This is a genomic window from Burkholderia cenocepacia, from assembly GCF_014211915.1.
Lineage (GTDB): Bacteria > Pseudomonadota > Gammaproteobacteria > Burkholderiales > Burkholderiaceae > Burkholderia > Burkholderia orbicola.
Genome location: NZ_CP060040.1, coordinates 1,861,708 through 1,876,159, shown reverse-complemented (window position 1 = coordinate 1,876,159; position 14,452 = coordinate 1,861,708). Strand labels below are relative to the sequence as shown.

The 14,452-nt window shown below is 65.5% G+C and carries 13 protein-coding genes, 1 rRNA gene and 1 riboswitch; of the genes, 6 read left to right on the top strand and 8 right to left on the bottom strand.

The features are described 5' to 3' along the window. The first annotated feature begins 36 nt into the window (after positions 1-36). A 5S ribosomal RNA gene (gene rrf / locus SY91_RS24770) occupies positions 37-149 on the top strand. A 187-nt stretch (positions 150-336) separates the two neighbouring features. Here the strand turns inward: rrf and SY91_RS24765 are convergent. Next, the gene (locus SY91_RS24765; RefSeq protein ID WP_185921207.1) at positions 337-555 is read right to left on the bottom strand and encodes a hypothetical protein; all 219 of its coding nucleotides are present in this window, start codon (positions 553-555) and stop codon (positions 337-339) included. 190 nt (positions 556-745) lie between these two features. Between SY91_RS24765 and SY91_RS24760 the strand changes: the two genes are divergently transcribed. Next, positions 746-2,170, top strand: a complete 1,425-nt coding sequence (locus tag SY91_RS24760) for a DHA2 family efflux MFS transporter permease subunit (RefSeq protein ID WP_185921206.1) — start codon at positions 746-748, stop codon at positions 2,168-2,170. Positions 2,171-2,425: 255 nt separating this feature from the next. On the opposite strand, the gene SY91_RS24755 is transcribed toward SY91_RS24760, so the two are convergent. The 3 genes from SY91_RS24755 to SY91_RS24745 form a co-directional block, all read right to left on the bottom strand. Beyond that, the gene (locus SY91_RS24755) at positions 2,426-3,187 is read right to left on the bottom strand and encodes a 2OG-Fe(II) oxygenase (RefSeq protein WP_006480500.1); all 762 of its coding nucleotides are present in this window, start codon (positions 3,185-3,187) and stop codon (positions 2,426-2,428) included. A 302-nt stretch (positions 3,188-3,489) separates the two neighbouring features. Further along, the gene (locus SY91_RS24750; RefSeq protein WP_185921205.1) at positions 3,490-5,082 is read right to left on the bottom strand and encodes an inorganic phosphate transporter; all 1,593 of its coding nucleotides are present in this window, start codon (positions 5,080-5,082) and stop codon (positions 3,490-3,492) included. 164 nt (positions 5,083-5,246) lie between these two features. Then, positions 5,247-5,837, bottom strand: coding sequence for a histidine phosphatase family protein (locus SY91_RS24745; protein ID WP_124477737.1), 591 nt, complete (start codon positions 5,835-5,837; stop codon positions 5,247-5,249). Between the two features lie 46 nt (positions 5,838-5,883). Further along, positions 5,884-6,027: riboswitch (cobalamin riboswitch) on the top strand. A 32-nt stretch (positions 6,028-6,059) separates the two neighbouring features. Here SY91_RS24745 and SY91_RS24740 point away from each other — a divergent pair. Both SY91_RS24740 and SY91_RS24735 read left to right on the top strand, forming a co-directional pair. Next, entirely contained in the window at positions 6,060-6,269 is a 210-nt protein-coding gene (locus SY91_RS24740; RefSeq protein WP_034175140.1) for a CbtB-domain containing protein, read from the top strand. Between the two features lie 13 nt (positions 6,270-6,282). Next, positions 6,283-7,005 carry a CbtA family protein gene (locus tag SY91_RS24735; RefSeq protein WP_124477736.1) on the top strand — a complete coding sequence of 241 codons (723 nt, stop codon included), beginning with the start codon at positions 6,283-6,285 and terminating at the stop codon, positions 7,003-7,005. A 21-nt stretch (positions 7,006-7,026) separates the two neighbouring features. Here SY91_RS24735 and SY91_RS24730 read toward each other — a convergent pair whose 3' ends face one another. Then, positions 7,027-7,935, bottom strand: coding sequence for a LysR family transcriptional regulator (locus SY91_RS24730; protein WP_034175142.1), 909 nt, complete (start codon positions 7,933-7,935; stop codon positions 7,027-7,029). Between the two features lie 127 nt (positions 7,936-8,062). On the opposite strand from SY91_RS24730, the gene metE reads away from it, so the two are divergent. Further along, positions 8,063-10,357: a 5-methyltetrahydropteroyltriglutamate--homocysteine S-methyltransferase gene (metE, locus tag SY91_RS24725; protein WP_185921204.1), complete on the top strand. Its 2,295-nt coding sequence runs from the start codon at positions 8,063-8,065 to the stop codon at positions 10,355-10,357. 113 nt (positions 10,358-10,470) lie between these two features. On the opposite strand, the gene SY91_RS24720 is transcribed toward metE, so the two are convergent. After that, positions 10,471-11,796, bottom strand: a complete 1,326-nt coding sequence (locus SY91_RS24720; protein ID WP_006480506.1) for an MFS transporter — start codon at positions 11,794-11,796, stop codon at positions 10,471-10,473. Between the two features lie 55 nt (positions 11,797-11,851). Beyond that, the gene (gene speB, locus SY91_RS24715; protein WP_185921203.1) at positions 11,852-12,808 is read right to left on the bottom strand and encodes an agmatinase; all 957 of its coding nucleotides are present in this window, start codon (positions 12,806-12,808) and stop codon (positions 11,852-11,854) included. A gap of 133 nt (positions 12,809-12,941) precedes the next feature. Here speB and SY91_RS24710 point away from each other — a divergent pair, with 133 nt between their 5' ends. Further along, positions 12,942-13,859: a LysR family transcriptional regulator gene (locus tag SY91_RS24710; protein ID WP_006480508.1), complete on the top strand. Its 918-nt coding sequence runs from the start codon at positions 12,942-12,944 to the stop codon at positions 13,857-13,859. A 63-nt stretch (positions 13,860-13,922) separates the two neighbouring features. Here the strand turns inward: SY91_RS24710 and SY91_RS24705 are convergent, their stop codons facing one another. Further along, entirely contained in the window at positions 13,923-14,387 is a 465-nt protein-coding gene (locus SY91_RS24705; RefSeq protein WP_006488501.1) for an Lrp/AsnC family transcriptional regulator, read from the bottom strand. Positions 14,388-14,452: the final 65 nt, after the last annotated feature.

Sequence of the window (14,452 nt, the reverse complement as noted above, 5' to 3'; positions counted from 1 at the left end):
GTTCTGTTGGCCACGCCAGCAGAACAACCCCCTTTGCCTGATGACCATAGCGAGTCGGTCCCACCCCTTCCCATCCCGAACAGGACCGTGAAACGACTCTACGCCGATGATAGTGCGGATTCCCGTGTGAAAGTAGGTAATCGTCAGGCTCCCTTAGCCAGAAACCCCCGCCCGACAAGGCGGGGGTTTTTGCATTTCAACGGCGGAAATGTGCATGGCGGGGTGAAGCCTTACCAACGCGACTGCATTAGCATCCCACCCACGCCATCAATCCCTGCATCCCATTCTCTCAATCGCTTCTATCTCCGGCGATTCAATTGCTTATTGATCGTATCTTCAATCAAGATGCAATTTCTTCTCCGCAACTGTGTCGCCCGGAAACCTCGGCACGTCCTCTGCTCGCCATACCCATCCGTCTTCAAGAATCGAGTCCGACCGACGGCGCACGTCCGCCGACGATGTTGCGATGGACGATGTTCGACGATGATCGATAAACGTCACTTTCTGGGCGAAAATTTCCGCTTCATCTGGCCGTTCTTCGATGCGCAGTGCCATGCGTTCCTCTCCACGAACACAGCGCGAAAGCCTCATAAAAATCTATGCGCATAAAGTTCATTCGAGTGACTTGGTCGACAGAGCGGCGGGCAAGCCCTTCGAGGTAATATCACCGCTCGTCCCGATTTCCCGGTACTGCTTGCATCCGCTGGTGATCGGTGTCCTTTGCATTCCGTCTCCTGCATCGTTCATGACTGACAGCCCCGCCCAAAGTGGTCGGACGACCGACTTCTTGCCATACCTCGTCGCCGCGACATTCTTCATGGAGTACCTTGATACGACCGTGATCGCGACGGCGCTACCGCAAATGGCCAATTCGTTCGGCGTGGGGCCTAACGCGCTGAGTCTCGGGATGACGGCCTACATGTTGGCGCTGGCGGTGTTCATTCCGATCAGCGGCTGGATCGCGGATCGCTATGGCTCGCGTACGGTGTTCGCGAGTGCGATCGTCGTCTTTACCGGCGCGTCGGTGCTGTGCGGGCTGTCCGAAGGCGTGATGTCGTTCACGGCTGCCCGGCTGCTGCAGGGTGTCGGCGGGGCGATGATGGTGCCGGTCGGGCGAATGATCGTCGTGCGAAGTACCGAGAAGGCGAAGCTGATGCGCGCGATCGCGACGATTACGTGGCCGGGCATCGTCGCACCCGTCGTCGGGCCGCCGATCGGCGGCTTCATCACGACCTACGCGTCGTGGCGATGGATCTTCCTGTTGAACGTCCCGTTCGGCCTTGCCGCACTCGTTTGTACCTGGCTGATCGTCCGGAACACGCGGGCCGACGAGCAACGGCCACTCGACTGGGTTGGCTTCGTGCTGGCCGGTGGCGCATTGACCTGTTTGCTGATCGGTACCGAAGCGGCCGGCCAGCAGGATGTCGACTTCACGCGCGCGGGTGTCCTGGTGGGCGCAAGCGTCCTGTTCGGTATCGCTGCGTGGCTGTATGCGCGACACAGCACGCATCCGCTGCTCGATTTCACGACGTTGAAGGTGCCGACGTTCTCGGTGACGGTGATCACCGGTTCGATCACGCGAATGGCGATCAACGCCGTCCCGTACCTGCTGCCGCTGCTGTTCCAGATCGGCTTCGGGCTGTCGCCGTTCCAGTCAGGTCTGCTGCTGCTCGCGAGCGCGCTCGGCAACCTCGGGATGAAGGCGGGCACGTCGTGGATACTCGACCGTTACGGCTTTCGGCGTGTCGCGCTCGTCGACGTGACGATCGTCGGCATCTTCACCATCGCATGCGGCTGGTTGACCGCGTCGACGCCGCTGGCGATTACGCTGCTCGTCGTATTCGTCTACGGGCTCACGCGATCGATGCAGTTCACGACGCTCGCGACGCTGGCTTATGCGGATATCCCCTCTCACCAGACGAGCGCGGCCAGCACGCTGTGGAGCGCCGCGCAGCAAATGACGATCGGGATGGGGATCGCGTTCGGTGCATTGTCGCTGCGGCTCGCAGCATTGGTGCGCGGCGATGCGGCCGGCATGCACTACGTGCTCGCCGATTTTCGCTGGGCGTTCATCGCGGCGGGCGTGCTCGCGCTGCTGACGTTGCCGGGCTATGCACGGCTGGCTTCCGATGCCGGCGACCGGCTGCGGGCCAACATGGCGCGAGGATAGGCCGACTGCCAATCGTATTGGCGGGATGGCAGGTGAGTACGCATGTTTTGTGGCGCTCACCAAAAGCGCTGATTCGTTGCGGCCGCGACCGCTTGACGGTCAGCGCAATCGGTCTCCAGTCACTGCGGGCGAGCGGCCATCTGGCCGGCCATGCTTGATCGGAATGCTCTGCGAACGATGACGTGCGGTGCCGGGATGAGCAGAGTGCGATGCGCGACAAGCGGCACGACAGCAGCGCAGCTGTTCCGCCTCCCGCTACTGCGCGTCATGGAAGATGATGCCAACCGTATGGCGGTGGCCGCTTCGAATCCGGCTGACGCCGTGGCGCAGGTTGACGCGATAGATGCCTCGGGTTCCCTGCACCGGCCGGCCGTGTACCGCGAAGATCACCGCGTCGCCTTGTGTCAGCGGCACCACTTCCGCACGCGACTGCATGCGTGGACGCTGTTCCGTCAGCACGAATTCCCCACCAGTGAAATCACGGCCCGGCGCCGACAGCAGGATCGCGACCTGCAGCGGAAATACGTGCTCGCCATACAGGTCCTGATGGAGGCAGTTGTAGTCGTCGGCGCCGTATTGCAGGATCAGCGGCGTCGGTCGCGTCTGTCCCGCTGCATGGCAGCGATCGAGGAATGTCGCATGGTCTTTGGGATAACGAACGTCGATCCCGAGTGCGTGGTTCCAGCGATTCGCGATCGGCGCGAGATGCGGGTACATCGTCGCACGCAGCTCGGCGATGACCGCAGGCAGCGGATACGCGAAATACTTGTATTCGCCGCGGCCAAAGCCGTGCCGCGCCATCACGACGCGTGAACGATAGAGCGCATCGCGCGGATAGAGCGACGCGAGTGCATCGCACTCGCTGGCCGACATCAGGCCCGGTACGCGCGCGCATCCGAAGCGATCGAGCTCGGCATCGACGCTCGGCCAGTCGAGGGTGTCGACGCGTTGCGCGATGTCCAGCGATTCGACGGCAGGTTGCAGATCGGCAATGTTCACGGGCGTACCTCGGGGCATGGGCAGCGTGGCGCCGTGCGGTCGCGCACGGTCGAGTTCACGATGAAAGTTGATGAACCCAGTCTAGCGGCGTCCGGGAGCCGGCACGCTCCAGATCTTGCGCTTTAATTCGGGCGGCGAAACGGGGAAACGTTGAAGGCGCGGCACCGACACACTGAACGTGGCGACGTGCCGGAGCGAAGAGGCGAAGAGGCGAAGAGGCGAAGAGGCGAAGAGGCGAAGAGGCGAAGAGGCGAAGAGGCGACAAATCGAGCCTACGCGGCGGATAGCCGGCTATCGCCCGCCACCCGCCGCACCCACGATCAGGCCAGCGACCGGAACAACCAGTAAAGCCCTGCTGCCAGCGCGATCGACGCCGGCAGCGTCAGCACCCATGCGAGGACGAGGCTGCGCACGGTGCTCCATTGCAGCCCGGAGCCGTTCGCCGCCATCGTGCCCGCGACGCCCGACGACAGCACGTGCGTCGTCGACACGGGCAGCCCGTACATGTCGGCGGCGCCGATCGTCAGCATCGCGACGAGTTCGGCCGATGCGCCCTGTCCGTACGTCAGGTGCTGCTTGCCGATTTTTTCGCCGACGGTCACGACGATCCGCTTCCAGCCGACCATCGTGCCGAGGCCCAGCGCGATCGCGACGGCCACCTTCACCCACGTCGGAATGAACTTGGTCGCGTGGTCGAGCTGCTTGCGATAGTTGTCGATCGCGAGCTTGTCATCGGTGGCGAATGCGGGCTGGCCCGACTTCTCCATCAGACGAATGGCTTCGGAGACCAGATACATCGTGTTGCGCACGTTGTCGACGTCGTGCTGCGGTACGGCCGCCATCGAGCCCGACGCGCCGACGGCGGTCGCGAGCGACGTGGACAATTGCGCGACGGCCGGCAGCACGGCGGGCGTCAGTTCACGATGCTGCACGTAGTGTTCGACATCGGCGCGCGGGTTCGCGGACGGCGCGACGCCGTTCGTGTACTTCCCGAACGTCGCGGCCGCCTGGTTCGCGACCGCCACGAAAGTCTGCGATTCGGCGGGCGTGACGGCCTTGTTCAGCGCGTAGGCGGTCGGCACCGTGCCGATCAGGATCAGCATGATGAGGCCCATCCCTTTCTGCCCGTCGTTCGACCCGTGCGCGAACGACACGCCGGTGCAGGTGAGGACCAGCAGGCAGCGAATCCAGAACGGCGGCGGCTGATCCTTCGGCGGCTCCTTGTACAGCTCCGGAATCCGCACGAGCGCCTTCAGCGCAAGCAGCAGCAGTGACGCACACAGGAACCCGACGATCGGCGACAGCAGCAGCGACTTGCCGACGCCGAGGGCCTGGCCCCAGTCGACCCCACTCGTGCCGGACGGCCCGTGCATCAGCTGGTTCATCAGCCCGACGCCGATGATCGACCCGATCAGCGTATGCGAGCTCGACGACGGCAACCCGAAATACCAGGTCGCGAGGTTCCAGACGATCGCGGCGATCAGCAGCGCGAACACCATCGCGAAGCCCGAGCCGCTGCCGACCTGCAGGATCAGCTCGACCGGCAGCAACTGCAGGATGCCGAACGCGACGGCACCGCTCGAGACCATCACGCCGAGGAAGTTCCACATGCCCGACCAGATCACCGCGACGTTCGGCGTCAGCGAGTGCGTGTAGATCACGGTCGCGACCGCATTCGCGGTGTCGTGGAAGCCGTTGACGAATTCGAAGCCGAGCGCGATCAGCAGTGCGGCGCCGAGCAGCAGGTATGGGAACAGTGTCCCTTCGCGGACCGGCGCCAGATCGGCGACCAGGTGCGTGGCGATATAGACGGCGCCGAGCACGAGCACCAGCAGGAATGCGGCATAGCCGACCTGTCGGGTGCGTGCGACGGAGCCCGGATTGTTCGGGGCGGACGAAGCGGGTTGATTCATGACGGCATCTCGTGAGGGAACCGCGTCCGATGCTAGCTGCGGCTAGCCGTCAGTTTGATGACAGTCGGGATGACGAACGGTGTGTCTTACGGGATGTAAGGCGGGCGGCGGCATGCGACGCGCCGGAGCGCGTCGTCGACTCACATAGTGAACATCACAGTGACTTACGCGCCGGTGTCGCGCGGGTCATCGTCCGTCGTGGCCAACGTCCAGCCGGCCGGCGATGCGACGAACGTCGTGCACGACAGCGGCGCGACGTCGAGACGCGCGGCCGCTTCGGGAGCCATCCGCAGCACATGCGCGATGGCCGCGCGGACGATCGGCGCATGCGTGATCGCGACGACGTCGCGCTCGGGCGGCAGCGCGTTCAACCAGGTGCCGATCCGGTGCGCGGCGGCTTCGAACGATTCGCCGCGATGCGGCGACGCGGACGGCGTGCCGAGCCACGCGGCAAGTTCGTCAGGGAGGTCGCGTGCGAGATCATGCAGCCGCTTGCCGCGCCAGTGGCCGTAATCGATGTCGCGCAGCGCGTCGTCGATGTCGGCGCGCAGCCCGAGCGCATCGGCGGTCTGCCTGGCGCAGCGTGCCGGGCTGCACAGCACGAGCGAGCCCGCGACGGCCTTCCACCGGCCACGCAGCGCAGCAGCTTCGGCGAGCCCGTGCGCGTCGAGCGGATCGTCGTCGGGAAACGTGCCGGTGCGCATGGCGCGGGTCGATGCGTGGGCGATCAGGCGCAGTGAGGCAGGTAGGGTCATGTCGGTTGTCGGATGATCCGGAACGGAGCGCGCTCGCCCATCTGTGATCGCTTCAATACGCGAACGTTCGCGCGTACAATTCGCCCGATACGAAGCGCGGAAGCCGGTGCAATTCCGGCGCGGTCGCGCCACTGTAACCGGAGAATCGATGATCCCGGAAGCCAGACCTGCCTTCGTACCCATCCATCATTTGTCGGGGCGCGATTCCCCTGAGGTGCATCCATGAGCGAAGCAGTGCTGAAGCCGGCGGTCGTGCCGGCACCCATTCCCGTCCGTGAGTTGTTGCCGTGGGCCGTGTTCGTCGGCCTGATTCTGCTGCTGGCCTTGTATTTCGTCGGTGCGGAACAGGGCGCGACGTCGCTCGTGCCGGGCATGGTCGTCCACGAATTCGTCCACGACGGCCGCCATCTGCTCGGCTTTCCCTGCCACTGACGCGGAGCCTACGATGGTCGGAAAGCTGCTCATGCGCGGGATGCTCGCAGGCATCGCCGCGGGCCTCCTCACGTTCGGTTTCGCCAGGATCGTCGGCGAACCGCAAGTCGATCAGGCGATCGCCTTCGAAGAAAAAACCACCGCCGCTCAAGGCGAGGCGCCGGAGCCCGAGCTGGTCAGCCGCCACACGCAGGCCGGCCTTGGCTTGCTGACGGGCGTCGTGACGTACGGCGCGGCATTCGGCGGGCTGTTCTCGCTGGTCTTCGCGTATGCGTACGGACGCGGCAGCCGCCTGCCGGCACGGCCGCTGGCCGCGTGGCTCGCGCTGGCGGCATTCGTCGCGCTCGTGATCGTGCCGAACCTCAAGTACCCGGCCAATCCGCCGTCGGTCGGCGATCCCGACACGATCGGTTATCGCACCGGGCTGTTCTTCCTGATGATCGCGATCTCGGTCGCGACGATGGTGTTCTCGGTCGGCGTGCGCCGCCATCTGCTGGCGAAGCTCGGCCAGTGGAACGCGTCGATCGTCGCCGGGCTCGTGTTCGTCGCGATCATCGCGGCCGTGCAGGTCGGGCTGCCGTCGGTCAGCGAGTTGCCGGCCGATTTCCCGGCGGCGTTGCTGTGGAAGTTCCGCGTGGCGGCGATCGGCATGCAGGTGATCATGTGGACGACGCTCGGCCTGCTGTTCGGCGCGTGGGTCGAACGCGGCGAACGCGCCGGCATGCGCGCCGCCTGAACGCGGGGCAAACGGGCGCGCCTAGCGCAGCATGCGTGGCGCGTTCCACGTCGATTCGCGCGCCAGCGCGACGAACGCGGCCAGATAGTCGACCGCTGCGTCCGCTTCGCGGATGCCGAGAAAGATCTGCTTTGCGATGCCTTTCTTGCCGAGCTTGACCGGCACGACCGGCATCCGGTCCGCATACTCGTCGGCGAGCCACCGCGGCAGTGCTGCCACGCCGCGCCCACTCGCGACCATCTGCAACATGATGTCGGTCGTCTCGATCGACTTGTGCCGCCTCGGCACGATGCCGGCCGGCGTCAGGAACTGGTTGTAGATGTCGAGCCGGTCGGTTTCGACCGGGTACGTGATCAGGACCTCGTCGGTCAGTTGCTCGGGCGTCACGTGGTCGACGTTCGCGAGCCGGTGTGAATCCGCGACCACCAGCACCTGTTCGTAGTCGAACACGGGATCGAAGCGCAGCCCCGGCTTGTTCAGCGGATCGGGTGTGACGAGCACGTCGATGTCGTAACCGAACAGCGCGCCGATGCCGCCGAACTGGAAGCGCTGCTTCACGTCCACGTCGACGTCGGGCCAGCGCGACAGGTACGGCGACACGACCTTCAGCAGCCACTGGTAGCACGGATGGCACTCCATCCCGATGCGCAGCGTGCCGCGCTCGCCCTTCGCGTACTGCTTCATCCGCTCCTCGGCGAGCTCGAACTGCGGCAGCAGCCGGTTCGCCAGCTTCAGCAGATATTGCCCGCCCTGCGTGAGCCGCAGGCCGCGGCCTTCACGGTCCCAGATCGGCGTGCCGAGCTGCTGCTCGATCTTCCGGACGGTGTGGCTGAGCGCCGATTGCGTGAGGTGCAGCGCATTGGCCGCCGCGGTCAGCGAGCCCTGACGCTCGACTTCACGAATGACGACGAGATGGAATCGTTCCAGCATGGATCGCGCGCATCTCACGGATGCATGAAAAATGTTAATGGATGAATGAAATAATGCCATTTTATTTCATGGTTTGAAATCCCTATGATGGCTGCCGGATCTACTCTTTCTTCTGAACGGCAGCTTCATGGTCACGACACACAACCTCGGTTTTCCGCGCATCGGCGCGAAGCGCGAACTCAAGTTCGGTCTCGAACGCTACTGGAAGGGCGAATCGTCGCGCGACGAACTGAAGGCGCTCGGCGCCGCGCTGCGCCGGCGCCACTGGCACGACCAGCGCGATCTCGATCTCGCGCCGATCGGCGACTTCGCGTTCTATGACCAGGTGCTCGACATGAGCTTCACGCTCGGCAACCTGCCGAAGCGCGTGCAGGATTTCCACGGCGATGCGCTCGACAATTATTTCCGCGTCGCGCGCGGCCGGTCCGCGCAGTCGGCCGAGGAGCACGCCGCGTGCTGCGGCGGCGTCGCGGCCGGCGAAATGACGAAGTGGTTCGACACGAACTATCACTACATCGTGCCGGAGTTCCATGCGGACACGAACTTCTCGCTCGATCCGTCGCGCCTGCTGCTGCAACTGGCCGAAGCGAACGCGCAGGGTGTGAATGCGAAACCGGTGATTCTCGGCCCGGTCACGTATCTGTGGCTCGGCAAGGCGAAGGACGATTCGGATCGCCTCGCGCTGCTGCCGAAGCTGCTGCCGGTGTACGGCGCGCTGCTCGACACGCTGACCGCGCAGGGCGTCGAATGGGTGCAGATCGACGAGCCGATTCTCGTGACCGAACTCGATGCCGAATGGCGTCAGGCATTCCGCATCGCGTATGCGGCGCTCGAAACGCGCCGCATCAAGCTGCTGCTTGCCACGTACTTCGGCCAGCTTCAGGACAATCTGACGCTCGCGGCGTCGCTGCCGGTCGACGGCCTGCATATCGACGCGATCAACGCCCGCGACGAAGTCGACGCACTGGTGCGTGAGCTGCCGGCCGAACGCGTGCTGTCGGTCGGCGCGATCAACGGCCGCAACATCTGGAAGACGGACCTGAACGCGGCGCTCGACTGGCTCGAACCGCTCGCGAAGCAACTGGGCGATCGCCTGTGGCTCGCGCCGTCGTGCTCGCTGCTGCACGTGCCGGTCGACCTCGCGAGCGAGGAGAAGCTCGACGCGGAAATCCGCTCGTGGCTCGCATTCGCGCTGCAGAAACTCGACGAACTGAAGGTGCTCGCGACCGCACTGAACGAAGGCCGCGACAAGGTAGCCGACGCGCTCGCCGCGAATGCCGCCGCGATCGATTCGCGCCGCCGCTCGCCGCGCGTGAACAATCCGGTGGTGAAGGCCGCGATCGCGCGCATCGACGCGCAGCTCGGCAACCGCGCGAGCCCCTATGCGCAGCGTGCGTCGAAGCAGTCGGCGCGCCTGAACCTGCCAGCGTTCCCGACGACGACGATCGGCTCGTTCCCGCAGACCGCCGAAATCCGCCAGGCGCGCAGCCGGTTCAAGGCCGGCGCGCTGGACGAAGCCGGCTATCGCACGGCGATGCAGGCCGAGATCGAACGCAGCGTGCGCGAACAGGAATCGCTCGAACTCGACGTGCTCGTGCATGGCGAAGCCGAGCGCAACGACATGGTCGAATACTTCGGCGAGCAGCTCGACGGCTACGCATTCAGCCAGTTCGGCTGGGTGCAGTCGTACGGTTCGCGCTGCGTGAAGCCGCCGATCCTGTTCGGCGACATCAGCCGCCCCAAGGCGATGACGGTCGAGTGGATCGCCTATGCGCAGTCGCTGACGCGCAAGCCGATGAAGGGCATGCTGACCGGCCCCGTGACGATCCTGAACTGGTCGTTCGTGCGAGACGACCAGCCGCGCGCGGTGTCGTGCTACCAGCTTGCGCTGGCGATCCGCGAGGAAGTGCTCGATCTCGAGAGGGCCGGCGTGCGCGTGATCCAGATCGACGAAGCGGCGCTGCGCGAAGGGCTGCCATTGCGTCGCGCGCAGTGGAACGAATACCTGAAATGGGCGGTGGAGTCGTTCCGCATCACCGCGAACGGCGTGCAGGACGACACGCAGATCCACACGCACATGTGCTATTCGGAATTCAACGACATCATCGCGTCGATCGCCGACATGGATGCCGATGTGATCACGATCGAGACGTCTCGCTCGGACATGGAGCTGCTCGATGCGTTCGACACCTTCAAGTATCCGAACGAAATCGGGCCGGGCGTGTACGACATCCATTCGCCGAACATCCCGACGCAGGATCACATCGTCGGGCTGATGAGGAAGGCGGCCGAGCGGATTCCGGCGGAACGTCTGTGGGTGAACCCGGATTGCGGCTTGAAGACGCGCCAGTGGGCGGAAGTGATTCCGGCGCTGACTAACATGGTTGCCGCCGCGAAGACGCTGCGCAATCAGGTGCAGTAACTACGCGACAGGCACCGTGCGGTACCGTCGCGGTCGACGATCGATGACAGGACGAAAAGAAACGACCCGCGAAAGCGGGTCGTTTTTCGTCATGCATGCGTTGGCGACAGGCGCTACGCGGTGCGCGCGCCGCGCGGCAGCGCGTCGTCCGTCTTGCCGGTCGCGCCCGCATCGTCGATGCTGACGCGGCGCGAGATCAACCACACGCACAGCGACGACAGCACGGCGGCACTCGCGTACTGGATCGCGAGCGGCCACCATTGCGGCGCGGTGTTCTGCGCGATGATGGTCGCGACCAGCGGCGTGAGGCCGCCGGCGAGCGCGCCGCACACCTGGTACGCGATCGAGATTGCGGTATAGCGAATCCGCGCGACGAAGATGCCGCTGACGAAGCCCGCGACGACCGAGTAGTAGCCCGATTCCGCGAGCGTCGCGAGGCCGACGCCGACCGTGATCGACACCGGCGTGCCCAGGTGTACGAGCGGCAGCATCACGAACGGGACGATCATCGCCCACGCGCCGGTGATCAGCAGCACGCGCGTGGTGCCGAAGCGCTGCGCGAGGAACGCGGCCGCGAGCTGCACGACGAACTGCAGCACTGCGACGATCGTCATGCAATGCAGCACCATCGACCGGTCGAGCGACAGGAACTGCGTCGCATAACTGATCATGAAGATGTTGCTGAAATACACGCCGGCGATACCGTACACGTTCGCGCCGATCGCGAGCAGCAGCAGCGGCCAGACCTTGAGCGCTTCGCGCAGCGGTTTCTGCGCGATGTTGCCGCTCTTCCTGACTTCCTCGAACTCGGGCGACTCCGACACGCTCGCGCGGATCACGAAGCCGACGATCAGCAGCACCGAGCTCGCGAGGAACGGCACGCGCCAGCCCCAGTTCATCATGTCGTCCTTCGACAGCGTGCTGATCGCGCCGAACGCGAGCATCGACAGGATCAGGCCGCTCGCGCTGCCGAGCTGCGCGAACGACGCGAAGAAGGTGCGCTTGCCTTCGGGCGCGTGCTCGCCGGCCAGCAGCACCGCGCCGCCCCATTCGCCGCCCACCGCGATGCCTTGCAGCACGCGCATCAGCACCAGCAGGATCGGTGCGATCACGCCGGCTTGGGCATGGGTGGGCAGCAGGCCGATCGCGACCGTCGACACGGCCATCAGCATCAGCGTCGCGAGCAGCGACCGCTTGCGGCCGAAGCGGTCGCCGAGATAGCCGAACATCACGCCGCCGAGCGGCCGCGCGAAGAAGCCGACCGCGAACGAGCCGAACGATGCGAGCAGGCTGATGAAGCGGTTTTCGCCGGGAAAGAACAGCGGCCCGAATACGATGGCGGCGGCGGTCGCATAACTATAGAAGTCGTACCACTCGATCGTGGTGCCGACGAACGAAGCGAGCGCCGCCCGCCTCGGCTGCTTGACGGAAGTCCCCATCTCGATGTGTGCTCCTCTGGAATCCTCTGATTTTGGAATAGTGGCGGCGCCGCGATCAGTCGCGGTACGCGACGCCTGGCAGCACGCACAGCAGCTCGTACGCGAGGTTCGCGCCGAGGAGCGCCGTGGTGCCGAACGGGTCGTACGGCGGCGCGACTTCGACGAGATCGCAGCCGACGATGTTCAGCCCCTTCGCGCCGCGGATGAGCTCGAGCGCCTGCGGCACCGTGAGGCCCGCGATTTCCGGCGTGCCGGTGCCCGGCGCGTAGGCCGGATCGATGCCGTCGATGTCGAACGTGATGTAGACGGGCGTGTCGCCGATGCGCGCGCGCACTTCTTCCATCAGCGGCGCGAGCGACGTGTTCCAGCATTCCTCGGCCTGGACCACGCGGAAACCCTGCTCGCGGCACCAGTCGAAATCCTCGGCCGCGTAGCCGGTGCCGCGCAGGCCGATCTGCGTGACCTTGTCGCCGTGCAGCAGCCCTTCCTCGACCGCGCGGCGGAACGGTGTGCCGTGCGCGATCTTTTCGCCCATCATCGTGTCGTTCACGTCGGCGTGTGCATCGACGTGGATCAATGCAACCTTGCCGTGCTTGCGGTGGATCGCGCGCAGGATCGGCAGCGCGATCGTATGGTCGCCGCCGAGCGTGATCGGCTTGCAGTCGTGCTCGAGAATCGCGTCGTACGCGGCCTCGATGCGGGCGATCGAATCGTGCAGGTTGTACGGATTGATCGCGACGTCGCCGATGTCGGCGATCTGCAGCGAATCGAAGGGTGCTGCGCGCGTGGCCATGTTGTACGGGCGCAGCAGCACGGATTCGGTGCGGATCTGGCGCGGGCCGAAGCGCGCGCCGGTGCGGTTGGAGGTGCCGAGATCGAACGGCACGCCGACGAAACAGGCGTCGAGGCCTTCGGCGCTCGACACGTGCGGCAGGCGCATCATCGTCGCGATGCCGCCGCAGCGCGGCATTTCATTGCCGCCGAGCGGCTGAAAGTGGGTGTGGTCGTTCATGGAGTCGTCTCTTCCGATGTGGGGTGCCGTATCATGCGACGCGGCCTGGCGCACAGTTTTACGCGCTCCGCCGGGAAAGAAGAATGCGAAGATATCGACGTAAACATCGATCTTCATCGATGTATGGAAGGGGATGAACGTGCTGGGGAATCTGTCGACCCTCGATCTGCGGTTGATTCGCGTGTTTCTCGCGGTCACGGACGCGGGCGGCGTGTCGGCCGCGCAGGCGGTGCTGAACGTCGGCCAGTCGACCATCAGCGCGCAACTGTCGTCGCTCGAGACGCGGCTCGGCTACCGGCTTTGCGAGCGCGGCCGCAGCGGCTTCCGGCTCACGCCGAAGGGCGAGCGGTTCCATGCGATGAGCCGCAAGCTGCTGACGGCGCTCGACGAATTCGGGATGGCCGCGCGGCACATGGACCGCCAACTGGTCGGCACGCTGAACATCGGCCTGATCGGCCATACGCCGGTGAGCCAGAATGCGCGGATCGCCGAGGCGATCGCCGCGTTCCGCACCCGCGACGAGGCCGTGCGCTTCTCGATTTCGGTGCGCGCGCCCGGCGATCTCGAGGAAAAGCTGCTGAGCAACGAGATCCAGATCGCGGTCGGCTACTTCTGGCATCGCGTGCCGACGCTGCACTACACGCCGCTGTTCATCGAGCGGCAGATCGCGTACTGCGGCCGCGGCCATCCGCTGTTCGACGGCGCCGGCACGCTGACGCCGGCCGACGTCGCCGGCTTCGAGTGGGCCTGGCGCTCGTATCCGCTGCCGGAGGCGCAGATGTCGACGACGCCCGATCGCGTGACCGCGACCGCCGACAACATGGAGGCCGTCGCGCTGCTGATCCTGTCCGGCCATCATCTCGGCTACCTGCCGCAGCACTTCGCGGCGCCGTATGTCGCGCAGGGGCTGCTCGCGCCGCTCAATCCGGATCGACTGCACTACGAGGTCACGTTCCACATGGTCGTGGCGCGCGACGGGCGCGGCGATCCGGTCGTCGAAGCGTTTCTCGAGGATCTCGAACGCGCGCATCAGTCGCCCGACGTGGTGTGACGCCGGCGCGGCCGACAAGGTGAACGGGCGTTGCGCCCGGGCGGCTTGCCGGCCCGGTGCGCGTCACGGCACCGGCAGCCCGGCGTCGTGCTTCACCTCGCGCAGCGACAGCGCCGATTCGATCGACGTCACGCCCGGCAGCATCCGCAGCGAATCGCGCAGGAACGTGCCGTAGTCGTCGAGATCGCGCGCGACCACCTGCAGCAGGTAGTCGGCCGTGCCCGCGACGTTGTGACACGCCAGAATCCGCTCGATGCCGAGCACTTCCCGCTCGAACCGGTCGGCGACCTTGCGGTCGTGCGTCGCGAACCGCACGAGCACGAACGCGACCACGCCGAAGCCGAGCGCCTGGCGCGACAGTTGCGCGCGGTAGCGCTCGATGTAGCCGTCGTTTTCGAGGCGTTTCAGGCGCCGTGCGCAAGGCGTTTCGGACAAGCCGACGGATTCGGCGAGCCGCGCGATCGGCAGGCGGCCGTCGCGCTGCACCGCAGCGAGGATCGCGCGGTCGGTTTTGTCGAGGTCGATCATGTTGGCGGAATCCTTGTCGTGATTTCATAATTGTGGCGGATTCCCCTATGAGTTGCCAATTCCGC

Bases quoted from the DNA above. Each gene is read 5' to 3' on its own strand.
- SY91_RS24730 (WP_034175142.1), bottom strand. From the start codon at position 7,935: ATGCTGGAACGATTCCATCTCGTCGTCATTCGTGAAGTCGAGCGTCAG.
- metE (WP_185921204.1), top strand. From the start codon at position 8,063: ATGGTCACGACACACAACCTCGGTTTTCCGCGCATCGGCGCGAAGCGC.
- SY91_RS24765 (WP_185921207.1), bottom strand. From the start codon at position 555: ATGGCACTGCGCATCGAAGAACGGCCAGATGAAGCGGAAATTTTCGCC.
- speB (WP_185921203.1), bottom strand. From the start codon at position 12,808: ATGAACGACCACACCCACTTTCAGCCGCTCGGCGGCAATGAAATGCCG.
- SY91_RS24720 (WP_006480506.1), bottom strand. From the start codon at position 11,796: ATGGGGACTTCCGTCAAGCAGCCGAGGCGGGCGGCGCTCGCTTCGTTC.
- SY91_RS24710 (WP_006480508.1), top strand. From the start codon at position 12,942: ATGAACGTGCTGGGGAATCTGTCGACCCTCGATCTGCGGTTGATTCGC.
- SY91_RS24760 (WP_185921206.1), top strand. From the start codon at position 746: ATGACTGACAGCCCCGCCCAAAGTGGTCGGACGACCGACTTCTTGCCA.
- SY91_RS24735 (WP_124477736.1), top strand. From the start codon at position 6,283: ATGGTCGGAAAGCTGCTCATGCGCGGGATGCTCGCAGGCATCGCCGCG.
- SY91_RS24755 (WP_006480500.1), bottom strand. From the start codon at position 3,187: ATGCCCCGAGGTACGCCCGTGAACATTGCCGATCTGCAACCTGCCGTC.
- SY91_RS24740 (WP_034175140.1), top strand. From the start codon at position 6,060: ATGAGCGAAGCAGTGCTGAAGCCGGCGGTCGTGCCGGCACCCATTCCC.
- SY91_RS24745 (WP_124477737.1), bottom strand. From the start codon at position 5,837: ATGACCCTACCTGCCTCACTGCGCCTGATCGCCCACGCATCGACCCGC.
- SY91_RS24750 (WP_185921205.1), bottom strand. From the start codon at position 5,082: ATGAATCAACCCGCTTCGTCCGCCCCGAACAATCCGGGCTCCGTCGCA.
- SY91_RS24705 (WP_006488501.1), bottom strand. From the start codon at position 14,387: ATGATCGACCTCGACAAAACCGACCGCGCGATCCTCGCTGCGGTGCAG.